Consider the following 22,821-nt stretch of genomic DNA (forward strand, 5'->3'; position numbering starts at 1 on the left):
ATGAGCGAGTCGATCACCGGGGAGCAGTACGCCCTCAGCGCCGGGCCCTACCAGGCCGTCATCACCGAGTCGGGCGCGAGCCTGCGCGAGCTGACGCACGAGGGGAGGCCGCTGGTGCTGTCGCACGGCGCCGACGAGCCCGCCCCGGCGGCGTTCGGGCATCTGCTGATCCCGTGGCCGAACCGCATCGACCACGGCCGCTACGACTACGGCGGCGCCGCGCACCAGCTCGACATCTCCGAGCCCGCACGGGACTGCGCGATCCACGGCCTCGCCCGCTGGGCGCCGTGGCGGGCCGCCGAGCACGAACCGGGCCGGGTGCGGCTGACGCACCGGCTCCTCGCGACGGCCGGGTATCCGTTCCGCCTCGACCTGGAGGCCGAGTACACCCTGGACGCGGCGGACGGCCTGCACGTCCGCGTCACCGCCCGCAACGCCGGGGCGGCGACCGCGCCGTACGGGCACGGCGCGCACCCGTACCTGACGGTCGGGGAGCCCATCGACGCATGCACGGTCACGCTCGGCGCCGACCGCTACGTCCCGGTGGACGAACGGATGATCCCGTCCGGGCCGTCCCTCGACGTCACCGGCACCAAGTACGACCTGCGCGCCGGCCCGGTCCTCAGCGACCGGCGGATCGACACCGCGTTCGCCGACCTGAACCGCGACGGCGACGGCCGCGTCTGGGCGACCCTGTCCGGGGGCGGCCGGACGGTGAGGCTCTGGGCGGACGAGGCGCACCCCTGGATGATGATCTACACCGCCGACAACGCCCCGGCCCCCCGCGAGGGCCTCGGCGTCGAGCCCATGACCTGCCCGCCCAACGCGTTCGCGACCGGCGAAGGCGTGATCGACCTGAAGCCCGGCGCGGAGTACACCGGCGCCTACGGCATCGTCGCGGGCTCCTGACGCCGCGGCGGGTTCCCTAGCACGTGCGGGTTGGGGGATCATGGCGGGGTGAACTTCAGCGTCTCCTCGTTCGACGACCTGTCCGCGCGCATCGCCGCCGTCCGCGACGAGCACGGCGAGCGCCACCCCGGCGGCGCCGACGGCCGGCAGCCGGTGCACACGGTGTACGTGCCGGCCGACCGGTTCTCCCGCTCGACGCCGGCCGACTTCGGCGCCGAGGCCCTGCGGCTGCTGAACACCCACACGCCGGGCGCCGGGTCGTTCGGCGCGGCGTTCGGGCTCGATCCCGAGATCGCCGGGCTGGTCCGCGAGCGGGTCGCGGCGAAGCTGTCCGCCGAGCCGGTCGAGGACGTGCGGATCGACTTCGAGGACGGCTACGGCGTGCGGCCCGACGCGGAGGAGGACGCGCACGTCGAGCAGGTCGTCGAGGCCGTCGCCGCCGCGTACCAGGTCAAGGGCCTCCCCCACTACTGGGGGGTGCGGATCAAGTCGTTCGCCGACGGCGGGCACGAACGCGCGATGCGGACGCTCGACGGGTTCCTCACCGCGCTGCGCGACCGGCTCGGGCGGCTGCCCGGCGGGTTCACGATCACGTTCCCGAAGGTGGTCGCGGCCGAGCACGTCGCGCTGTTCGTGGAGTACCTGGACCGGCTGGAGACCGCGCTCGGCCTGCCGTCCGGCATCCTGCGGTTCGAGATCCAGGTCGAGACGCCCGAGGCGATCCTGGACGGCGAGGGCCGGACCGCGCTGCGCGGCATCGCTGCCGCCGCCGGCGGCCGGCTCACCGCCGCCCACTTCGGCGTGTACGACTACACCGCCGCGCTCGGGCTGCCGCCGCACGAGCAGCGCCTCGACCATCCCGCCTGCGACTTCGCCCGGCACATCATGCAGATCACCTTCGCCGGCACCGGCGTGCGGCTGTCGGACGGGTCCACCAACGTCATCCCTCGCAACGACGGCCCGGACGAGGTCAACGCGGCCTGGGCGACGCACGCCGCGCACGTCCTGCACTCGCTGCGGCATGGCTTCTACCAGGGCTGGGACCTGCATCCCGCGCACCTGCCGAGCCGGTACGCCGCCGTGTACGCCTTCCACCTGAACGGCGTCGACGACGTCATCGGGCGGGTCCGGGCATGGCACGAGCAGGCGGCGGGCGACCCGGGCGTCATGGACGAGCCCGCAACCATCAGGGCGCTCACGTCCCGCCTCCGCCGCGCCGTGGACTGCGGCGCCCTCGACGAGAGCGTCCTCCCCGTTTCCTGATCCCGGTGCGGGCCGTCACCTGGGCGCGTGCCCGCTCCCGGTCATGAGCGCGGGCGGGGCGGGCGGCGGGTGAAGGCGGACCGCTCGTAGGTGAGCAGGTCGTCGGGGGTGTCGATGTCGTCGGGCGACGCGACGTCGTCGCAGGGAACCTGCGTGATCACGTCGGGGCGGGCGCGCAGGTAGCCGCGCGCGCCCATGTCGCCGACCGCGGCCTCGGCGACGGCGGCGAAGTGGGCGGCGCTCAGCAGGACGGGGTTGCGCGGCGCTCCCCCATAGGTCGCGACGGCGATCTCGGCGCCCTCCTCGTAGGCGCCGATCAGGCGCCCCACCGCCGCCGACGTGACGCGGGGCTGGTCGACGAGCGCGACCACCACGGCGGGGCAGGCGGGCGGCAGCGCGGCGAGCCCGGCGCGCAGCGACGACCCCATGCCGGCGCGCCAGCCCGCGTTGGGGACGACGACGGCGCCGATGACCTCGACCGGCTCGGCCCCGGCCACCACGAGGACCGGGGAGCAGCCCGCGTCCCGCAGCATCCGCACGCCCCGGTCGACGAGCCGTTCACCGTCCAGTTCGAGCGTCGCCTTCGGGCGCCCGAGCCGCCTGCCCTCCCCCGCCGCGAGCAGCAGGCCCGCCGGCGACTCCGCGCCGTGCCCCCCGAAAGACCGCACCGTCATCCCGTGAGAGTAGTCCGGTCACGGCGCGTCGGCGTGGATTCTGCCGGAGGTGTCGGTGAGCGGACGCCCGGAACCGCCCCAACGGAGCTGAACGAGCTCGGCCGCGATCGACACCGCCGTCTCCTCCGGGGTGCGGGCGCCGAGGTCCAGGCCGATCGGCGAACGCAGCCGCCCCAGCTCGGCGTCGGTCATCCCCGCCTCGCGGAGCCGGGCGAGACGGTCCTCGTGAGTGCGGCGCGAGCCCATCGCGCCGACATAGCCGGCGTCCGTGCGCAGCGCGACCTCCAGCAGCGGGACGTCGAACTTGGGGTCGTGGGTCAGGACGCAGATCGCCGTCCGCCCGTCGATGGCGGCGCCCGTCTCCTGCAGGAACTTGTGCGGCCACTTCACCACGACCTCGTCCGCCTCCGGGAACCGCTTGGGCGTCGCGAAGACGGGCCGCGCGTCGCACACCGTCACGCGGTAGCCGAGGAACTTGCCGACCCGGGCGACGGCGGCGGCGAAGTCGATCGCGCCGAACACCAGCAGCCGGGGCGGCGGGGCGTAGGAGTGCACGAAGACGGTCAGGTCGTCCAGCCTCCGCTCCCCCTCGGGCCCGTAGTGGCGCTGCCCGGTGAGCCCCTGGGCGAGCATGCCGCGCGCGTCGTCGTCCACCGCGGCGTCGAGGCGGGCGGCGTGCGGGGCGTCCGGCGCGAGCGACCCGGACGCGCGGTCCGCCCAGATGACGCGGCGGGCGCCGATGCGTCCCGGGCCGGCGACGACGGTGGCGACGGCGACGGGTTCGTGCCGGTCGATCGACGCGGCGACGTCGGCGAACTCCGGGAACGTGCCGGGGCCGACCGGCTCCACCAGCACGTCCAGGATTCCTCCGCAGGTCAGGCCGACGGCGAACGCGTCGTCGTCGCTCACCCCGTACCGCTGAACGACCGGCTCACCGGTCTCCAGCACCGATTGCGCCAGCTCGTAGACGGCGCCCTCGACGCAGCCGCCGGACACGCTGCCCGCCACCTCCCCGCCCGGCGACACCGCCATCGCCGCGCCCGGCGGACGCGGCGCGCTGCGGAAGGTGTTCACGACGGTCGCGAGCCCGAACGTCTCCCCGGACGCGTACCAGCCGGCGATGTCGCCGAGGACGTCACGCATGTGCGTTCCCCTTCCCGGATCCACCGGAGTTCCCGGATCTCCGCCCGGCGCCGGCCACGAGGCGGGCCAGCTGTTCCAGCGCCCCGAGGCTGTGCCCGGACGTGAAGTCGTCGACGTGCGGGAGCGCCGCGGCCATCCCCGCGGTCAGCGGCTCGTACCCGGGACGCGCCTTGTGCGGGTTCGCCCACACCACCCGGTGCGCGAGCCGGTGCAGCCGCGCCATCTGCTCGCCGAGCAGCGCCGCGTCGCCGCGCTCCCAGCCGTCCGACGCGATCACCACGATCGCGCCGCGGGCCAGGCCGCGCTGCCCGAACCGGTCGAGGAACTCCTTCAGCTCCTCGCCGAGCCGGGTGCCGCCGCTCCAGTCCGGGATGGCCGCGGACGCCGCCGCCATCGCCGCGTCCGGGTCGCGGTGCCGCAGCTCACGGGTGAGCCGGGTCAGCCGCGTCCCCGCGCTGAACACCTCCACGTCCCGCCCGCCGGAGCGGGCGGCGGCGTGCGCGAACCGCAGCAGCGCGTCGGCGTACGGGCTCATCGACCCGCTGACGTCCACGATCACCACGACGCGGCGCGGGCGGGTGCGGTGCGTGCGGTGCCGCAGCAGCGACGTCTCACCGCCGCGACGCAGCGTCTCCCGGACCGTCCTGGCCGGGTCGAGCCGGCCCGCCGACGACGGCGTGAACCGCCGCGAGCGGCGCCGCTCGGCGCCCGCGGCCAGCACCGCGATCAGCCGGGCGACCTCGGCGCGCTCGGCGGCGCTGAGCCGCGCCAGGTCACGGTCGCGCAGGACCTCGGCCGCGCTGGCGGTGACGGCCTTCAGCTCCCCGGCCTCCTCCTCGCCCGCCTCCGCGCCCGGGTCGGGCATCGTCATCCGGCGGACGACCACCGGCGGCGGCGGCCGGCGCCCCGGGCGGGCGGTCGCGCCGGAGAAGTACGCGGCGAAGCACCGGTCGTAGCGAGCGAGGTCGTCGGGGTCGGCGCACAGGGTCAGGCGTCCCGCCCAGTACACGTCGGACGGGTCGAGGACGTCGAGGTGGTCGAGGGCCGCCAGCATCGCCTGCACCCGCTCGGGATCGGCGGCGCCGCCCGCGGCCCGCACCGTCCTGGCGAAGCCGACCATCGTCTCGGTGACGTCCCGCTCCACGCCCGGTTCACCCCCCGTTGAGCAGGGCCTCTAGGCCGCCGCCGAGCACCCGCTGCTGGTCCTCGCGGTACTTGAGGACGGCGCCGAGCGTCACCGCCGCGGTCCCCGGGTCCAGGTCGCGGGCGCCGAGCGCGACCAGGGCCTCGGTCCAGTCGAGCGTCTCGGCGACGCCGGGCGGCTTCAGCAGGTCCGTCTCGCGCATCCGCTGCGCGGCGCCGGCGACCTGCCCGGCGAGCCGCTCCGCCGCGCCCGGCAGCCGCCGCCGGATGATCGCGACCTCGCGGTCGAACGACGGGTGCTCCAGCCAGTGGTACAGGCAGCGCCGCTTCAGCGCGTCGTGGACCTCGCGGGTGCGGTTGGAGGTGACCACGACGACCGGGGGGCGCTCCGCCCTGATCGTGCCCAGCTCGGGGACGGTGATCGTGAAGTCGCTCAGGACTTCGAGGAGGAACGCCTCGAACTCGTCGTCGGCGCGGTCCAGCTCGTCCACCAGCAGGACGCTCGGCGAGGTTTCGAGGGCCTGGAGCAGCGGCCGGGCCAGCAGGAACCGCCGGTCGTACAGCTCGCCCTCCAGCCGGTTCACATCGCTGACGCCCGCGGCCTCGGCGGCGCGCAGGTGCAGGAGCTGGCGCGGGAAGTCCCAGTCGTAAAGGGCCTGGGACGCGTCCAGGCCCTCGTAGCACTGCAGCCGGATCAGCGGTGCGCCGAGCCCCCGCGCGAGCGTTTTGGCCAGCTCGGTCTTGCCGACGCCCGCCTCTCCCTCCAGGAAGAGCGGCCGTCCCATGCGCAGCGCGAGGAAGCACGCCGTCGCGAGCCCCTCGTCGCACAGGTAGGCGTGCCTGTCGAGCAGGCCCGCGAGTTCCGCGGGCGATCCGACCTCGTCCTTCGTCATCGGCGCCGTCTCCCCCACGGCTCTCAGGCTACTCAGCCGGAGGCGCAACTCCCATGCCCGGGCCCCTTGCGTTTTCGCGGCCCGCCACCCGCACCCGCCGTTTCATGTGCCGTGGTCACCGGGCGGCGAGCATGCCATGCCGTTCGGTGACCGGCCGTGGACATCCCGGCGCTCCGGTTGGACGCTGGCCATGTCTCGGCATCGGTCACTCACGCCCGAGTGGACCACCATGGCACTGTGGAAGCCAGACCCCACGTTCTACGCTTCCCCTCGCGACGCCGCCTCCGCCCCGCCCGGTCCATGCGTCCCGGGGGCGCCGCGTGCTCGTCGGCTTCGGCCTCTATGGGCGCCTGCCGACGGCGGTGAGATCGATCTCGATGTCGAACGGCGCCGTTACCTTGAGTCGGTCATGATGAATGCCCGTCAAAGCGTAGGCGGCGCTGGCAGGATCAAACTCGTGGACGTAGACGACAGACCGGTCTTCGTCTCTCTCCACCCGCCAGAAGTGCCTGATCCCCGCAGCCAGATACCGGCGCGGCTTGATCTCACGATCACGCTCGATCGAGTCCGGTGACACGGCCTCGATCACCAGGACGACATCGCCCGCCAGAAAGTGAGTGCTGGAGGGACCACGTTCGAATGCCTCCGCGCTGACGACTGAGATATCCGGCTCAGGGGCGTGCCGTTCTCCCAGCCTGACCGTCATTTCGCGGACGGCCCGCAGCTGCGCGGGCGCCTGACGATCCAGTTCGTTCTCCAGCAGCTTGAGCAACTGTGTATGCCACATCGTCTGCGGGCTCACGAAGACTAGGCTCCCGTCGATCAGCTCAGTGTGCCGGGGCAGCAGACCGCGCATGCGAAGGAAGTCGTCGGCGGTGAAGCCTCCCGGCGGGGGGATCACCCAGTCTGGCAGCGGCTCACCGTCCATGAAGCCACTTTCTGTGATTGTCTCGACACTCTGAGCACTCATGGGCCCACTGTGGCACACGACGGCGCTCTCGGACTGGACAACAGCCTAGAACAAGCCCGATCAGAGGGGGTCGGGCGCTTCGCCTCGGGTGTGGAGGAGGGTTTTGAGTTCGGCGAGCTGGCGGGCGGCGAGGGTCTTCTCGGCGCCGTTGATGCCCATCGCGCCGATCGAGGTGCCGTCGGCCAGGTCGAGTGTCGGCCAGGGTTCGCCGACGGACATGGAGACGTCCAGGACCTCCGGCCACTCGAAGCGCCGGGTACGGAACGCGTTGACGACGGTGAGGCCCGCCTCGTCGGCGACGACGCGGCACCGGGCGAGCATGTGCAGGACCCACGCCATCAGGAGGCCGAACGCGACCATGAGGACGCGGTCGAAGATCCCGAACTGGGGTGCCACCACCACGGCGAGCACGATCAGGCCCAGCACGATCACGCCCGCCGTGATGTAGGCGACGAGCCGGGTGGTGCGAGGACGCCACACGGTCGGCAGTGCCGGAACCTCAGTCAACGATCTTCGCGATCGGGATTTCGAGGATGTCGTGGGCGCCCGCGGCCTTCAGCGCCGGGATCAGCGTGTTGACGCCGCGCTTGGCGACCACGGACTCCACGGCGTTCGACTCGCCGCCCGCGAGGGAGGTGACGGTCGGCGACGCCATCGCGGGCATGATGTCCAGGACCTTCTGCAGGTCGCCCTGGGCGACGTTCAGCTTCAGCAGCACCTTGCCGCGCGCGCGGATCGCGCCCTGCAGGAGCAGGGAGACGTCCTCCATCGCCGCGCGCTTCTCCGCGTCCTCGTAGGCCTCGCGGTTGGCGACCAGCTCGGTGTAGCTGGTCAGGAGCGTGTCGAGGATGCGCAGGCCGTTCTTGCGCAGGGACGAGCCGGTCTCGGTGAGGTCGACGATCGCGTCCACGATGTCGGGGACCTTCGCCTCCGTCGCACCGTAGGACGGGACGACCGTGGCCTTGACGCCGTGCCTGTCGAGGAACCGCTTGGTCATCGCCGGGAACTCGGTGGAGATCCGGACGCCCTCCGGCAGGTCGGACACCTTCTGCCACGGCGCGCCGTCCGGCACCGCCATGATCACGCGGACCGGGTTGGACGTCGCCTTGGAGTACTTCAGCTCGCCGAGCCCGACCACGTCGGCGTCGGTCTCGGTGATCCAGTCGCGGCCGGTGATGCCGAGGTCGAAGAGGCCCTGCTCGATGTAGGTCGGGATCTCCTGCGGGCGCAGGACGCGGACCCGGTCGATGCGGGGATCGTCGATGGAGGCGCGGTAGTCGCGGTCCGACGCCCGCTGGACCGTGAGGTCGGCGGCGTCGAACAGCTGCATGGTCGCCTTCTCCAGCGACCCCTTGGGCAGGACTAGTGACAGCACGGAGATGCCTTTCGGTGAGATGAGAGTGAGATACCGGGTCGGTTCAGGAGCCCGAATGCGCGAATCACTCAGGGGCGGAGCCCCTGGACCCCTACATATGCTCCAGGCCGTGCCCGGCGTGACCGTGATGCCGCAGACCTCGCAGGGTCAGTGCCGTGTCGAGTGCGGCCACAGTCGCCTCCCATCCCTTGTCCTCGGAGCTGTCGGGCAGCCCGCTGCGTTCCAGTGCCTGTTCAATGGTGTCACATGTGAGGACCCCGTTGCCCACCGGAGTCGCCTCGTCGAGCGCGACGCGGGTCACACCCGCGGTGACGGAGTCGCAGACGTAGTCGAAATGGGCGGTCGCGCCCCGGATGACCGCGCCGAGGCAGACGACGGCGTCGAGGTCGCGGGCCAGTTGCTGCGCGATCACGGGCAGTTCCAGCGCTCCCGCGACGCGGGTGACGACGGGCTGGTCGATGCCGCAGGCCTTCGCCGCCGCGAGCGCGCGGTCCAGAAGCTGGTCGGTGATGCGCCCGTGCCAGCGGGTGCAGACGATGCCGAGCGTGACGCCGGCGGCATCGACGGTGATGTCCTCGGGGCGTCCTGCGCCGCTCATGAGAGTCCCTCGATCTGGTGTCCGAGACGGTCGCGCTTGACCGTCAGGTAGCGCCGGTTGTGCTCGGTGACGATGACGGGCATCGACTCGCCTCCCCGCACGTCCAGGCCGAAGCCGTCCAGGCCTTTGAGCTTGTCCGGGTTGTTGGTGAGCACCCTTACCGAGCGTACGCCGAGGTCACGCAGCATGTGGGCGGCGTTGGAGTACTCGCGCGCGTCGGCGGGGAGCCCGAGCTCCAGGTTGGCGTCGACGGTGTCGGACCCGTTGTCCTGAAGCGCGTACGCCTGCAGCTTCGCGAGCAGGCCGATGCCGCGTCCCTCGTGCCCGCGCAGGTACAGGACGATGCCGCGTCCCTCTTCTGCGATGCGTTCCATGGCGGCGTCCAGCTGCGTTCCGCAGTCGCAGCGCTCGGAGTGCAGGACGTCACCGGTGAGGCATTCCGAATGGGCGCGGATCAGGACGTCCTCACCGTCGCCGATGTCCCCGAGGACCAGCGCGACGTGCTCGCCGCCGTCGATGGCGCTGGAGAACCCGACCGCGCGCCACGTCCCGTACCGGTTGGGCAGGCGGGTCTCCACGACGCGCGTGACCATCGCCTCGTGGCGCCTGCGGTACTCGACGAGCTGCTCGATCGAGATGAGCTTCAGCCCATGCTCCTTGGCGAAGACCTGGAGTTCGGGGAGCCGCGCCATGGTGCCGTCCTCGTTCACCACCTCGGCGAGGACGCCCGCCGGGCTGAGGCCGGCCATCCTGGCGAGGTCGACGGCGGCCTCGGTGTGCCCCCGGCGGCGCAGGACGCCGCCCTCGCGGTAGCGCAGCGGGAAGATGTGGCCGGGACGGACCAGGTCGCGCGGCTCCGACGCCGAATCGCACAGCGTCCGGATCGTCCGGGCCCGGTCGGCGGCGGAGATGCCGGTGGTGACGCCGAGCCGCGCGTCCACGCTGATCGTGTACGCGGTGCGCATGCGCTCGGTGTTCTGCGCCGTCATCAGGGGGATCTGCAGCCGGTCGAGGTCGTCGCCCTCCATCGGGACGCAGATGACGCCGCTGGTGTAGCGGATCGTGAACGTCAGCAGCGCGGGCGTCGCCTTCGCCGCCGCGAAGATGATGTCGCCCTCGTTCTCGCGGTCCTCGTCGTCGACGACCACGACGGCGCGTCCCGCCGCGATGTCGGCGACCGCCGATTCGATGGAGTCGAAGATCCCGTTGTCGTTGCCGCTCATGACGCGGTCACCGCCTCTTGTCTGGGGGTGTGCACGGCCCGGGAGTCCCGGAGCCGCTTCCTGAACCCGGCCATCACCATCGCGAAGAAGATCCCGTCCGAACCCGCTCATCGGTCGCCCAGCATGCGTTCGACGTACTTGGCGACGACGTCCACTTCGAGGTTCACCGGGTCGCCGGGCTTCTTGTGGCCGAGCGTGGTGAGCGCGAGCGTCGTCGGGATGAGGGCGATGCTGAACCGGTCGGCGCCGGCTTCGACGACCGTGAGGCTGATCCCGTCCACGGTGATCGAGCCCTTTTCCACGAGGTAGCGGCTCAGGTCCGGGGGCAGGGACACGGTGACGACGTCCCACCGCTCCCCCGGCTCCCGGGAGACGATCTCGCCGACGCCGTCGACATGGCCCTGGACCAGATGCCCTCCGAGCCGGTCGGAGAGCCGCACGGGACGCTCCAGGTTGACCTTGGAGCCGGTTTCCAGCGCGCCGAGGCTGGACTTGTCCAGCGTCTCCTTGATGGCGTCGGCGGTGAAGGACTCGTCCTTGACGTCCACCACGGTGAGGCAGACGCCGTTGACGGCGATCGACGCGCCGTGCACGGCGTCCTGGGTGACGAGCGGCCCGCGGACCGTCAGCTTGACCGAGTCACCCTGGGGTTCGATCCCCACGATTTCGCCGAGTTCCTCGACGATGCCGGTGAACATCTCTCCCGGGCCTCCTAGATCAGGGCTCCGGGGGACGTCCGTACATCAGAGCACGCCCCGGGTCAGGGGCGTACCGCGCGCTGCCTCCCATCCGGACTTTAACCGTCGGTCCCGGAGTTTCACCGGGTCAACCGGCCGATGGCTTCGGCCGGGTCGCGGACTGTCACCGCCGGTTCGGAATTTCACCGACCCCGGAGCACGCGTTCAATGCTTGGCAACCAGTGTGCCACGCCATCCATTCCCGCCCGATGTGACCATCGCCACGAAGCCCGCCCGCGCCGGGCACATCTCCGGTTGATTCAACGTTCAACGATCTTGGACCGGGGTAGATCATGGGACGCAAGTGACGCATGACGACATTCTCCAGGAGGCAGTCATGGACGTCGTCGCCCTCATCGCCCGCATCCTCTTCACCGCGATCTTCATCGGCGCCGCCATCGGCCATCTCACCGCCACCGACGCCATGGCCGGCTACGCGGGCGCCAAGAAGCTCCCCCAGCCGAAGCTCGCCGTCCAGGTCTCGGGCGTTTACATCCTGCTGGCCTCGGTACTGCTCGTCCTCGGCATCTGGCCCGACCTCGCCGCCATCGCCCTCGTCCCGTTCCTGCTGATCACCGCGTTCGTCTTCCACGACTTCTGGAAGCAGGAGGCCCCGGAGACCCGCCAGCAGGAGCAGCTCCAGTTCATGAAGGACATCTCCCTCGCCGGCGGTGCCCTGGCCCTGTTCGTCCTCTACGCCTCGGACGCCCACCCCGGCCTCAACCTCGTGGGCCCCCTCTTCACCTGACCACGCCGATTCACCCGACCACGCTGATCGCCGCGCTGCCGAGCGCCCCGGCGGCGCGGCCGGCATGAATCGCGACAAGTACGTTCGGCCCTGACGCCAAGCCTTGCCGGATGTGCGGTGCGGGGTGAAACTCGTTTACGAAATGAGCCGCGCGCACTCGGGGAAGGCCCATGGCCAAGTTGAGCTTGTCGCCGAAGATCTTGGACGTTCTCGACTTCGGGACCCCCTCCGCCGAGCGGGACATCTCGCGGGGACTGGAGAAGTACTTCGTCGAATCCGACGCCTACCAGCGGGTCCGGTCGGGGGCGAAGACGATCCTGATGGGCAACCGCGGGGCCGGGAAGAGCGCGATCTTCAAGGTGCTGGCCAAGCGGGAGCGCGCGGCGGGCAGCCAGGTCATCGAGCTGAGCCCCGAGGACTACTCCTACGAGCTGCTCAGCTCGACGATGGAGGCCGAGGACGCGGGGTCGTGGGCGAAGCAGGGGGCCTATGCCGCCGCCTGGAAGTACCTGATCTACATCCTCGTCATGAAGGCGCTGGCGAGGAAGGGCATGCGGCTGACGAAGGGCGGCGGCCGGGAGATCCACAAGTACATCCGCGACAATCACGGCGCTCACCAGCTCGGCACGCTGTCGCTGCTGGTGTCGTATCTGAAGCGGCTGGAAGCCATCAAGATCGGGCCGATCGAGGCCGGTCTGCGGACCCGCGAACTGGACCGCCTCTACAAGCTGGAGGAGATCCAGAACCTGCTGCCGGCGCTGCGGAAGGTTCTGGACGGCCAGCGGGTCGTGGTGCTCGTCGACGAGCTGGACCGCGGGTGGGACTCGTCCGAGGACGCCAAGGCGTTCGTTTCGGGGCTGTTCCAGGCGTGCGTTTCGATCAACGCGCTGCACCCCAACCTGCGGGTCTATGTGTCACTGCGGCAGGAGCTGTACGACGACATCCCCGCCCTGTACGAGGACGCGCAGAAGCACCGGGACCTGCTGGAGAAGATCTACTGGTCGGAGGAGTCCCTGCTCGAGCTGATCGCCAAGCGGATCCGGTACTCCGCCCACGAGAAGGGCTTCGACGTCGAGGCCCTCGAACGCGCCGGGGACCGGGCCTGCTGGTCGGCGGTCTTCGCCTCGCCGCCGGGCCAGGCGAGGGACGGATCCTTCCGCTACATGGTCGACAGGACGCTGTACCGGCCGAGGGAGATCATCCAGTTCTGCTCGGAGGCGCTGGCGCAGGCGAGGGGACGGACGTCCAGGCTCCCGGTGCCGTACTCGGCGATCGAGCGCTGCGAGTACGGCTACTCGGCCGAGCGGACCAAGGACATCGCCGCCGAGTACCGCTCCCAGTATCCGGGCCTGCTGAGCGTCTTCGAGGTCTTCCGCAGCCGTCCGCACACGTTCGGCCGGGACGAACTCGAGCTACTTTGCCTCGAACTGGCCGTCGGCGACATCCCCACGCACGGGACCGAGTCGTGGCTGCCGTTCTGCAGCCCGAACGACCTCATCGAGGTCCTCTGGCGGGCGGGCCTGGTCACCGCTGAGGCCAACGCGAACGGCGGTTTCCTGGGAAGCCACCAGGTGAAGCACCTCAACCTCGGGGCCGCCAAGCGCTTCCAGGTCCACGAGATGTTCCGCTCCTCCCTCGGTATCGCCACCGAGACCGGCTGAGCGCACACTCCTGATCAGTTGGTGAGGTGGAGTCCGGTCTGGGTCGCGGTCACCGCCGTCAGGTCCGGGACGATGCGGTGAGCCTCGGTCAGTACGGCGGGATCGTGGCTGGTGGTGACTGCCAGGACGGTGGCGCCGGCGGCACGGCCTGCGGCTATGCCTGCGGGGGCGTCCTCTATGACGACGCAGGCGGCCGGGTCCACTCCCAGGCGCCGGGCTGCCTGGAGGTAGCCCGACGGGTCCGGTTTGCCGTTCTGGACGTCTTCGGCCGTTATCACCGTGGGCGGGAGCGGGATGGCGGCCACTTCCGTGCGGACCTTCAGCTGCGCCCTGTCCATCGAGGTGACGAAGGCGCAGGGCAGGCCGTTCATGTTGGTGAGGAGCTCCACGGCGCCGGGGAGGGCGGTTATGCCGTCGGTACCGCTGGATTCCAGGGCGTCGAGGCGTGCGGTGGCGTCGCGGACCTGGTCCGGTGGGAGGAAGTCGGCCACGCGGTCGCCGGTCCGGCGGCCATGGGCGTCGGACAGGAACTCGTCGGCGTCGATGCCGTGTTCGGCGGCCCATTCGCGGGCCGCCCGCTCGACGAGTGGCGTCGAGTCGACGAGGGTGCCGTCCACGTCGAACAGGACCGCGGCGCAGGGCAGGATCACCAGTCGGCCTTGGCCGTCGCCTCCTCGGCCTGGCCGCGGAGTCTGCGGACGGCCTCGGCGGGGTCGTCGGCTCCGTAGACGGCGCTGCCCGCGACGAACACGTCGGCTCCCGCTTCGGCGCAGCGTTCGATGGTCTCCGCGCTGACTCCACCGTCGACCTGCAGCCAGACGGGAAGGTCGCGGCCCTTGATGAGCTCCCGGGCGCGGCGGATCTTCGGCAGGACGACGTCCAGGAACTTCTGGCCGCCGAAGCCGGGCTCGACGGTCATGAGGAGAAGCATGTCGATCTCGCCGAGGAGGTCTTCGAAGCCGTCGACGGGAGTGGCCGGGTTGACGCCCAGTCCCGCGCGCGCGCCTGCTGCGCGGATGGTGCGCAGGGTGCGGATGGGGGCCTTCGATGCCTCGGCGTGGATGGTGACGCTCTTCGCGCCGGCCTCCGCGTACTCGGGTGCCCAGCGATCCGGGTCCTCGATCATGAGGTGGCAGTCGAGCGGCAGCGCGCTGTGCTTGAGCAGTGCCTGGACGATGGGCAGCCCCAAGGTGAGGTTCGGGACGAAGTGGTTGTCCATGACGTCGACATGGACCCAGTCGGCGGAGTCGGCGATGAGCGCGACGTCGTCGGCCAGGCGGGCGAAGTCCGCGGACAGGATACTGGGTGCGATCTGAGGAGCCATGATGCCCCGAGTCTATTGGCGCAGTCCCGTCCGCTCGTCACCCGGCCGGGTGAGCGCGGGGGTGGGACGGCCCGCCAGTCGGAGGCGGACGAACGCCTCCGGCGCACCGGCCGTGACCCAGACGCCGAGCACCGCCTGGACGATGAACGACTGGACCACGTTCGTTCCGGCGAAGGGGTAGACGACGGCGGCGCCGACGAGGCCCACGGGGATGCGTGCCAGGCGTCGCCAGGGTTTCCCGCCGGGGTCGAACCAGCCGCGGGCCGCGAGCAGGGACGTCCCCGCCAGGACTCCGCAGAGCCCGCCTGCGGCTCTCGCGGCTTCGACCAGGTTGACGGGTTCGATGTCACCTCCAGCCGCTCGGATGGCGCGGACCCAGGCGTTCGGCCACTGCCAGTCCTGGAGCGGCTGCAGGGCGCCCCAGGCGGCCCCAAGCAGCAGCAGAGAGACCGCGAGGGCGAGGGCCATCTGCACGGCCAGATGGAGGCGGTTCCACCACGGGATGACGATGGGCTCCAGCCCCAGTGCGGCCACCAGGAGAGTCAGGCCGATGGCTCCGCCGCCAAGGACTTGGCCGATCGAGTGGACCCCCAGATGGACGCGGGACGCTCCGATCAGGACGACGATGACGGCCGCGGCCGCCCACAGGAGCCGGCGCCGTGTCTGGGCGGCGAAGAAGCCCCACGCCACCGGGGCGTTCTGGGCATGGCCGGAGGGCATGCCGAACGACGAGTGCGACTGCTCGCCCTCGACCGCGGGGTCCGTCCAATAGGGGCGGGGGTCGTGGAAGACGAGCTTGAGGAGCGTGTTGAGGAACGCGCCGAACAGCAGGAGCACGGCGGCCCGCGCTGCCAGGCGCGGGGCCACGCACCAGAACAGGACGACTATCAGCGGAACGTAGAAGGCCGCGCTGCCCAGGAACGACATGACATGCCAGAAGCCGGTCAGCACGGAACCCCCCGGAGGCTAGGTGCGACGCAGCAGGGCCAAGAACATCGCGTCCGTCCCGTGGCGATGCGGCCAGAACTGCGCGTAAGGCCCCTTCCCCAACCCCGTGAGGTCATGCGCGAGCGACGCCAGGACACCCGGGGCGTCGAGCCGTTCCACGTCGTCGCGGCCGCGCAGAACGTCGTCCACGACCACCCGGGTCTCGGCGAGATGGGGCGAGCAGGTGACGTAGGCGACCACGCCGCCCGGACGGACGGAGTCGAGGGCCGATGCGAGCAGCCCGCGCTGGAGGGGGCCGAGTTCGGCGACCGACTCGGGGCCGCGGCGCCAGCGGGCCTCGGGGCGGCGGCGCAGCGCGCCGAGGCCGGTGCAGGGCGCGTCCACCATGATCCGGTCGAAGGACCCGGGACGCCAGGGCGGCGTGATCCCGTCGGCGGCGACCACTCCGGCACGGCCGTCGACCGCGCGGAGGACAAGGCCGGCGCGGTGCGGCTGGATGTCGACGGCCAGGAGCCGAGCATCGCGCTGGGTCGCGAGGCCGGAGAGAAGGCCGGCCTTGCCTCCGGGGCCTGCACAGAGGTCCGCCCAGCGTGCGTCTGGGCCGTCCAGAGGCGCATCGGCCAGGGCGAGGGCGACCATCTGGCTGGCCTCGTCCTGAACGGCAGCGCGTCCATCGAGGACGGCGGCGATACCGGCCGGGTCACCCTCGGGCAGAAGGGCGGCGTAAGGCGAGTACGGTGCGTGCTCCGCGCCCGCGTCGTACAGCTCTTGGACGGTCGACCGGCCTGGTCGGGCGACCAGGGTGACGCGCGGCCGGACGTTGTCCGCGGAGAGAAGCTCTTCGATCTCGTCGCCGCCGACGGCGTCCCGCAGGGCGGAGACGATCCACTTCGGGTGGCTGTGCGCGATCGAGAGGCGGGTCGTCGAGTCGGCGTCGGCCGGTGCCACGATCTCCAGCCACCCGTCCATGTCGCGGCCGGCCACCTTGCGGAGCACCGCGTTGGCGAACTTGGCCTGGCCGGGGCCGGAGACCGAGCGCGCCAGCTCCACCGTGGTCCCCACCGCGGCATGCGGGGGGATGCGGGTCGCGAGGATCTGGTGAGCGCCGAGGCGCAGGACGTCGAGGAGCGGCGCGTCGATGCGGCGCAGTTCACGGTCGCTGCACAGCGCGAGCACCGCGTCGTAGGTTCCCCGGCCGCGCAGCGTGCCGTAGGTCAGCTCGGTGGCAAGGGCGGCGTCGCGTCCGGTGAGGCCGCGATCGCGCAGGCGCGTGGGCAGAAGGAGGTTGGCGTAGGCGTCACGTGTCTCGACCGCGCGGATCACGTCGAACGCGGTGCGCCGGACGAGGTCCTGGGGACGGCCCGTCTTGCGGGGACCGCCGGGCCTGCGGTTCGGGGTGCGTCGGCGGTTACGGGCGGGCGGCATCAGTGCAGCGCATCCTTGCCGATGAGGTCGATACCCCGAGCCCAGTCGGCGGCCGCCATGCGGCGCTTGCCCTGCGGCTGGACGTCGCCCAGTGCGACGGGTTGCGTGGCCGTTCCCACCAGTACCTCGTTCTTTCCCGGACGCATTTCGCCTGGCGGCAGTTTCTCCGCGTCGGGCACCGGACGGACCGGCCCCAGCTTGACCCGAGTGTCACGGTAGTTCGTCCACGCGCCGGGAGCGGGCGTGCAGGCGCGGACGAGGCGGTCGATGTGCAGTGCCGGGCTGTGCCAGTCGACGTGACCGTCCTCGGGCGTCAGCTTGGCCGCGTGGGACACGCCCTCCGTGGGCTGTGGCCGGGGCTCCAGAACGCCCTCCTCAATGCCGTTCATCGTGTCCAGAAGGAGGCTCGCTCCGGCGACGGCCAGCCGGCCCAGCAGGTCACCCGCGGTGTCGGCCGGACGGATCGGCTCGGTGAGGACGCCGTAGACGGGACCGGTGTCCAGCCCCTCCTCGATCTGGAACGTGGCCGCGCCGGTCACGTCGTCGCCGTGCAGGATCGCGTGCTGCACCGGGGCGGCGCCGCGCCAGGCGGGCAGCAGCGAGAAGTGCAGGTTCACCCAGCCGCGCCGCGGGATGTCCAGGGCCTCGCGGGGCAGCAGCGCCCCGTAGGCGACGACCGGGCAGCAGTCGGGCGCGATCTCGCGGAGCCGGTCGAGGAACTCGGGATCACGCGCCTTGGCGGGCTTGAGGACCTCGACGCCGGCCTCGGCGGCGACCGCCGCGACCGGGCTGGGGCTCAGACGGCGCCCACGGCCCGAACGTCCGTCCGGCCGGGTCACTACCGCCGCGACCTCGTGCGAGGACTCCAGAAGCGCTCTCAGGGACGGGAGCGCGGTGTCGGGCGTCCCCGCGAAGACCAGCTTCACTCAGATCGCCTTCCCGAAGGTGCGGTGCGGCGACTCCTTGACGATCGGGGCCGGGGCGCCGAACCACTCGGCCTCCCTGATCGCCTTCATCGCGGCCTTGCGCTGCTCGGGATCCATCCGGTCGATGAAGATGATGCCGTCGAGATGGTCGGTCTCGTGCTGGACGCAGCGGGCCAGCATGTGCGTGCCCTCCAGCGTGATGGGCTCCCCGTGCATGTTGAAGCCCTTCGCCACGGCCCGGACGGCGCGCGCCGTGGGGAACGCCAGGCCCGGAAGCGACAGGCAGCCCTCGTCGTCGGTCTCCTGCTCGTCCGAAAGGTCCAGGGTCGGGTTGACGACGTGGCCCAGCCGGTCGTCGACGTAGTAGGTGAACACCCGCAGTCCCACGCCGAGCTGCGGCGCGGCGAGGCCCGCTCCCGGAGCGTCGATCATCGTGTCGGTGAGGTCCTTGACGAGCTGCCGCAGCTCCTTGTCGAAGTCCTTCACCGGATCCGCGGAGGTGCGCAGCACGGGATCGCCGAAAAGGCGGATGGGCTTGACGGCCAACGAGGACTCCGTTTCCTGCGAGGTTCCTACGAGGTTCCCGCGTTCAGGCACAGTGGGATGCTCCGTCCAGTCTACGGAGGGGTCCCGTGAACATTCACACGCTGCGACGCGCCCCCTGGTATGCCGAACGCGCCTTGTAGGCGGCGGTACGGGCGGCCTTGGCGGTCGCCTTGTCGGGGTGGTGCGCGCCGAGGGCCTCCAGGACGTCGGCCACACCGGGATGGTCGGTGCGCCAGAGGTCGTCGACCATCAGCTCCATCTCCGCTCCCGGCGGCGCGTCGATGAGGGCCGCTTCGACCGCCTCACCGGGGTCGGCGGTCTCCAGCATCCCGGCGACGGTGTCGACGAACACCCACAGGTACTCCTCGCGGGCCAGTTCCCGCCCGGACGGGTCTCCCGCGGCGTTCAGCCAGAGCGCGGCGTAGGGCGAGACCAGCGGATGCTCCTGCGCGGAGCGGACCACCGCGGCGGCCTCCGGGCCGATGCGGTGCAGGACGGCCGCCGCGAGGTTGCGTGCGCCGGGACCGCCGGTGCGCATGACGTCCAGAAGGTCGGCGGCGGCGTCCTTGGGGTCGTGGCCTGCCAGCCACCCGTCGATCTCCTCGTCGGCGGCCTCCGGCCGGTACCAGGTGAGGCCGGCGATCAGGTCGGACGCCTTGGAGCCGGCCAGCTCGCCGATGACCGGCGCCGTGAACCCGTCCGCGAGCAGCAGTTCCCGGACGGCCCACACGCCCAGCGGCGTCAGGGCCCGCCCCTCGCCGGACGTCTCGACGACACCCCATTCCTCAAGGGCCGCCAGTTCGAGGAAGAACGCGTCCGACACGAGCGCGGGCATGGTCTCGGCGTCGGTGAGGTCGTAGGCCTCCTCGACATGGTCGAGCAGAGCGCCGATGAGCGTTCCCGGTTCGGTCGGCTCCTCCTGCTCGTACAGGTGGATGAGGACGCCGGTCATCTCGTTCTGGACGAGTTCGACCGCGTCCAGGCCGTCCGCGTAGTCGTGTCCGGGAACCGCGAGCGCGTCGAACAGTGGCAGCCAGGCGGCGAGCAGTGCCGCGTCATCGCTGGAACGGAGGCCGTCCAGGGCGGGGCCTGGGGCGGCCTTGCCGTCCTCGGCCGTGATGACCTCCGCCTCTACGGCGGCCCACCAGAAACGCTCCAGCTCACCCGCGTCCTCCATCTGGCCGTGGCGCCGCGGGATCTCCATGCCGAGGGCGAGGCCCGCGGCCTCGGCGTCGGCCTCGGTGAGCGAGTCGTGCTCGGTGAGGTCGCGCTCGCCCGTCCAGTCGGCCAGGGCGAGCGCGTTCCGGGTCAGGCGGGAGCGGCGGACGGCGTCGGCCAGTTCCGCCTCGGGGGCGAGCCGGACGGGCGGGACGACCAGTTCCTCGACCTGCCGCAGGTATCCCTCCGTGCGGGAGTAGCGCTCCTCTTCGGGGAGCGCCTCGAACTCGCGGATCCACGCGTCGACCGCCTCCTGGTCGTCCAGGGAGACGCCGTCGGCCCGCATCAGCCCGCCGATGACCTCGGCGGCGGCCTGCCGCTCCTCGGTGTCGACCTCGCCCACCAGGTCCGCGAACTCGGGGCCGGTCCGTTCGATCTCGGCCTTCAGGCCGGCGGCGGCCCCGGCGGGGAGGGCGGCGGTGTCGTCCAGGTACGCGACGACCCTGCGGAGGACGTCCAGGACGGTGGGGACGTCGTCGCGCCCCGCGACCACGGACTCGGGAAACACCTCGAGCAGGAGTTCACGGAGACGCTCCGGGGTCAGCGCGTCCGGGCCGGTCAGGCCCATCTCCTCCCGCGCGAGTTCGAGCAGGAGGCGCGCGCCCGGCTCGTCCAGCGCCTCGCCGCGTTCGTCCGCCCACCGCCGCAGGTCGCCCACGGTGGTCTCCACCCAGTTGTCGGCCACCCGAGAACCTTATTGGTCAGATCAGCTCCAGGGGGTCGATCTGCACTCGTACGGTCTCCGCGGCCTTGCGTGCACTGCGGACTCCCTGGGCTTCCTTCAGCGCGCGCGCCAGGGCGTGTCCGGCGGCACGGGGCACGCGAATCAGGGCGCGTTCCTTTACCTCCGCGTCCGCTCCCGCCTGCGGGCCGGGAGCCTGCGGGACGGGGACAGGCCCGAGCACCTCCGCGCCGCCGGGCAGCCGGGCATCGGCCAGAAGCTCCCGGATCGCCGCGGGCGTCGCGGTCAGGGAGGCCATCCGCGCGGCGGGCGGAAAACCCGCCTCCCTGCGCTCGGCGAGCTCACGCTCCGCGTAGGTGACCGGATCCCACCGCACGAGTGCCTGCACGGCCGGCAGCGACCCCTCGGCGGCCACGACGACCGGCCCGTGCGGACGGACCAGCGACGCCGCGTTCATCCACCGCCGCAGCGTCTCCTCCCCGGCACGCAGATCCGGCCGGCCCAGCAGCACCCAGCCGTCCAGGAGCAGCGCGGCCCTGTATCCGTCCTCCGCGGGCGGCTCGGCTCCTGGCGTGGACACCACCAGGGCCCGCTCCGGGCGGATGCGTTCGAGGATCGCGTCGCGTCCAGAGGTGCGCACCGGCACACCGGGGAACGCCCTGCCCAGCTCCTCCGCCGTGCGTTTGGCGCCGACCACCACGGCACGTACCTGATAGAAGCCGCATTCGGGGCAGTGCCAGTCGCCCGCGATGCGTCCGCACCACCGGCAATGGGGGGCGGCGTGGGACGAAGGCAGCGACAGCGGCCCCTGACAGGCCACGCACCGGGCGGGCGTGCGGCAGCGCCCGCACGCTATGCCCGGGACGTATCCGCGCCTTGGAACCTGCACGAGGACGGGCCCGTCCTCAAGCGCCTGCCGGGCCGCTTCGAACGCGACGTTCGGCAGGCGCGCGGTACGGGCGGCGGCATCGCGGGCGAGCTGGGCGTCCTCCCCCACGTAACGGACGCGCGGCATCGCCGCCCGGACACGTTCCCGGTCGGCGGCCAGCGTGTGCGCCCAGCCGGACTCCACGAGCTGGGTGGCGTCGGTGGTCCTGGTGAAGCCCCCTATCAGAGCCGCCGCACCCGTCCTGTGGGCGCGCAGGGCGAGGACGTCGCGGGGATGCGGGTACGGGGCGTGCGGCTCGGCGTGGACGTCGTCCCCGTCGTCCCACAGCACGGCCAGCCCGAGATCGGCGACGGGCGCGAACATGGCGGCGCGCGTGCCGACCACGGCCCGTGCGGAGCCGCGCAGGACGGCCAGCCACCTCCGGTAGCGCTCCGCCGGGCCCAGTTCCGCCGTCAGCGCGACGTGGAGGCCCTCCCCCAGATCGGCCTTCAGCGCGGCGTCCACCCGTGCCACATCGCGGCCGTCGGCCACAACGACCAATGCGCCGCGTCCACCTCGCAGGGTCGCGGCGACCGCGCGCGCTATGGCCGCCGTCCAGTCGGGACCAGGCAGCGCCGTCCACACCGCTCGCGGCGCCCTGCCGTCGGCCAGCGCGCTCAGGAACGACGCCCCCGCCGGATAATCACGCCAGACACCGATGTCGTCCGGCGCCGCGCCCACGTCCACGGACGGCTCTGCCTCGCCCTCACCCTCGGACGCGCCCTCGGACGCGCCCTTGGATGCGACCTCGGATGCGACCTCGGATGCGACCTCGGATGCGACATCGTCAGGCGCGGCCACGGGTTCCGCTTCGACGCGGGCATGCCGTGGCGGGACGGCCAGCCGGAGCACGTCCGCGAACGTTCCCGCGTACCGGTCGGCCACCTCCCGCACCAGCGCCGCGATCTCCGGCGTGAGGACCGGCTCGGATGAGGTGACCCGCTCCAGATAGAGCAGTTTCCCGTCGTGGTCGCTCTCGGTGACCCGCTCCAGCAGGAACCCGTCGACGAGCTGGCCGGCGAAGCGCACCCTCACCCGGCACCCGGGGACGGCCTTGGCGTCCATCTCGGCCGGCACCAGATAGTCGAAGGGACGATCCAGGTGCGGAAGGGACATGTCGACCGCGATCCGCGCGACGGGCCGGTCCTCGGCGGGACGACGCGCCCCCTTCTTGCCGGCCTTTCCAGACTTCTGCGGCTTCCCCGGTTTGCCCGGCTTCTCCGCGGGTGTCGTCGGCAGCTCGCCCAGCCCCGGGATCAGGTCCGTTCCCCCGCCGTCCTTCGTCACGCCCCCGTCCTACCAGATCAGCCCGACAACCGACCGTGCACGCTAGGGTTGATCCTTTGAACGGGGTGCGCACCCGCCGGCCCATTGCCCGATGCCCCCCGCGCCCTCGCCATCCGACGAGCCCCGTGCAGGCGATGACCACAGCGCATACTCAAGAGCGGGCGGACGCCCCGGTCCGGCACCGGTCGCCGCGCCGCCCC

Annotated in this window: 22 protein-coding genes and 1 riboswitch; of the genes, 4 read left to right on the forward strand and 18 right to left on the reverse strand. The window is 71.9% G+C overall.

Annotation, left to right across the window (positions count from 1 at the left end; translation table 11 throughout):
* On the forward strand, window positions 1-909 hold the full coding sequence (locus ACTWPP_RS17725) for an aldose 1-epimerase family protein (protein WP_443105363.1): 909 nt from the start codon (window positions 1-3) through the stop codon (window positions 907-909).
* Between the two features lie 48 nt (window positions 910-957).
* On the forward strand, window positions 958-2,172 hold the full coding sequence (locus tag ACTWPP_RS17730) for a DUF6986 family protein (RefSeq protein WP_443105364.1): 1,215 nt from the start codon (window positions 958-960) through the stop codon (window positions 2,170-2,172).
* Window positions 2,173-2,213: 41 nt separating this feature from the next.
* On the opposite strand, the gene ACTWPP_RS17735 is transcribed toward ACTWPP_RS17730, so the two are convergent.
* From ACTWPP_RS17735 to ACTWPP_RS17780, 10 genes are all read right to left on the reverse strand, one after another.
* Window positions 2,214-2,846: a nucleotidyltransferase family protein gene (locus ACTWPP_RS17735; protein ID WP_443105365.1), complete on the reverse strand. Its 633-nt coding sequence runs from the start codon at window positions 2,844-2,846 to the stop codon at window positions 2,214-2,216.
* Between the two features lie 18 nt (window positions 2,847-2,864).
* Complete coding sequence (locus ACTWPP_RS17740) at window positions 2,865-3,989, reverse strand: XdhC family protein (protein ID WP_443105366.1); 1,125 nt, start codon at window positions 3,987-3,989, stop codon at window positions 2,865-2,867.
* A complete protein-coding gene (locus ACTWPP_RS17745) occupies window positions 3,982-5,133 on the reverse strand; it encodes a vWA domain-containing protein (protein WP_443105367.1) in 1,152 nt (383 codons plus the stop codon). The genes ACTWPP_RS17740 and ACTWPP_RS17745 overlap by 8 nt, the downstream gene beginning before the upstream one ends.
* Window positions 5,134-5,140: 7 nt before the next feature.
* Window positions 5,141-6,043, reverse strand: a complete 903-nt coding sequence (locus ACTWPP_RS17750; protein ID WP_443105368.1) for an AAA family ATPase — start codon at window positions 6,041-6,043, stop codon at window positions 5,141-5,143.
* 322 nt (window positions 6,044-6,365) lie between these two features.
* Window positions 6,366-6,953, reverse strand: coding sequence for a Uma2 family endonuclease (locus ACTWPP_RS17755; protein WP_443105369.1), 588 nt, complete (start codon window positions 6,951-6,953; stop codon window positions 6,366-6,368).
* A gap of 102 nt (window positions 6,954-7,055) precedes the next feature.
* Window positions 7,056-7,502 (reverse strand): PH domain-containing protein, encoded by a 447-nt coding sequence (locus ACTWPP_RS17760; protein WP_443105370.1) that lies wholly within the window; start codon window positions 7,500-7,502, stop codon window positions 7,056-7,058.
* A complete protein-coding gene (hisG, locus tag ACTWPP_RS17765) occupies window positions 7,495-8,370 on the reverse strand; it encodes an ATP phosphoribosyltransferase (RefSeq protein WP_443105371.1) in 876 nt (291 codons plus the stop codon). The genes ACTWPP_RS17760 and hisG overlap by 8 nt, the downstream gene beginning before the upstream one ends.
* 91 nt (window positions 8,371-8,461) lie before the next feature.
* Entirely contained in the window at window positions 8,462-8,968 is a 507-nt protein-coding gene (gene ribH / locus ACTWPP_RS17770) for a 6,7-dimethyl-8-ribityllumazine synthase (RefSeq protein WP_443105372.1), read from the reverse strand.
* Entirely contained in the window at window positions 8,965-10,191 is a 1,227-nt protein-coding gene (locus tag ACTWPP_RS17775; RefSeq protein WP_443105373.1) for a bifunctional 3,4-dihydroxy-2-butanone-4-phosphate synthase/GTP cyclohydrolase II, read from the reverse strand. The genes ribH and ACTWPP_RS17775 overlap by 4 nt, the downstream gene beginning before the upstream one ends.
* A gap of 107 nt (window positions 10,192-10,298) precedes the next feature.
* Window positions 10,299-10,889: a riboflavin synthase gene (locus tag ACTWPP_RS17780; protein WP_443105374.1), complete on the reverse strand. Its 591-nt coding sequence runs from the start codon at window positions 10,887-10,889 to the stop codon at window positions 10,299-10,301.
* 73 nt (window positions 10,890-10,962) lie between these two features.
* Window positions 10,963-11,093, reverse strand: a riboswitch (FMN riboswitch).
* Between the two features lie 172 nt (window positions 11,094-11,265).
* Between ACTWPP_RS17780 and ACTWPP_RS17785 the strand changes: the two genes are divergently transcribed.
* Both ACTWPP_RS17785 and ACTWPP_RS17790 read left to right on the forward strand, forming a co-directional pair.
* Window positions 11,266-11,676, forward strand: coding sequence for a DoxX family protein (locus ACTWPP_RS17785; RefSeq protein ID WP_443105375.1), 411 nt, complete (start codon window positions 11,266-11,268; stop codon window positions 11,674-11,676).
* Window positions 11,677-11,846: 170 nt separating this feature from the next.
* Window positions 11,847-13,337, forward strand: a complete 1,491-nt coding sequence (locus ACTWPP_RS17790; RefSeq protein WP_443105376.1) for a P-loop ATPase, Sll1717 family — start codon at window positions 11,847-11,849, stop codon at window positions 13,335-13,337.
* A gap of 14 nt (window positions 13,338-13,351) precedes the next feature.
* On the opposite strand, the gene ACTWPP_RS17795 is transcribed toward ACTWPP_RS17790, so the two are convergent.
* From ACTWPP_RS17795 to ACTWPP_RS17830, 8 genes are all read right to left on the reverse strand, one after another.
* Entirely contained in the window at window positions 13,352-13,987 is a 636-nt protein-coding gene (locus ACTWPP_RS17795) for an HAD-IA family hydrolase (RefSeq protein ID WP_443105377.1), read from the reverse strand.
* The gene (rpe, locus tag ACTWPP_RS17800) at window positions 13,984-14,661 is read right to left on the reverse strand and encodes a ribulose-phosphate 3-epimerase (RefSeq protein ID WP_443105378.1); all 678 of its coding nucleotides are present in this window, start codon (window positions 14,659-14,661) and stop codon (window positions 13,984-13,986) included. The genes ACTWPP_RS17795 and rpe overlap by 4 nt, the downstream gene beginning before the upstream one ends.
* A gap of 12 nt (window positions 14,662-14,673) precedes the next feature.
* Window positions 14,674-15,612, reverse strand: a complete 939-nt coding sequence (locus ACTWPP_RS17805) for a phosphatase PAP2 family protein (protein WP_443105379.1) — start codon at window positions 15,610-15,612, stop codon at window positions 14,674-14,676.
* Between the two features lie 15 nt (window positions 15,613-15,627).
* Window positions 15,628-17,034, reverse strand: coding sequence for an RsmB/NOP family class I SAM-dependent RNA methyltransferase (locus tag ACTWPP_RS17810; protein WP_443105380.1), 1,407 nt, complete (start codon window positions 17,032-17,034; stop codon window positions 15,628-15,630).
* Window positions 17,034-17,960 carry a methionyl-tRNA formyltransferase gene (gene fmt / locus ACTWPP_RS17815; RefSeq protein WP_443105381.1) on the reverse strand — a complete coding sequence of 309 codons (927 nt, stop codon included), beginning with the start codon at window positions 17,958-17,960 and terminating at the stop codon, window positions 17,034-17,036. Before fmt ends, ACTWPP_RS17810 begins: the two co-directional genes overlap by 1 nt.
* Window positions 17,961-18,506, reverse strand: a complete 546-nt coding sequence (gene def, locus ACTWPP_RS17820) for a peptide deformylase (RefSeq protein ID WP_443105382.1) — start codon at window positions 18,504-18,506, stop codon at window positions 17,961-17,963.
* A 94-nt stretch (window positions 18,507-18,600) separates the two neighbouring features.
* The gene (locus tag ACTWPP_RS17825; RefSeq protein ID WP_443105383.1) at window positions 18,601-20,409 is read right to left on the reverse strand and encodes a hypothetical protein; all 1,809 of its coding nucleotides are present in this window, start codon (window positions 20,407-20,409) and stop codon (window positions 18,601-18,603) included.
* Window positions 20,410-20,425: 16 nt separating this feature from the next.
* Window positions 20,426-22,621: a primosomal protein N' gene (locus tag ACTWPP_RS17830; RefSeq protein ID WP_443105384.1), complete on the reverse strand. Its 2,196-nt coding sequence runs from the start codon at window positions 22,619-22,621 to the stop codon at window positions 20,426-20,428.
* Between the last annotated feature and the right edge of the window lie 200 nt (window positions 22,622-22,821).

The sequence above is a fragment of the Actinomadura sp. 3N407 genome (genome assembly GCF_052245875.1).
In the GTDB taxonomy this organism is placed as follows: domain Bacteria; phylum Actinomycetota; class Actinomycetes; order Streptosporangiales; family Streptosporangiaceae; genus Spirillospora.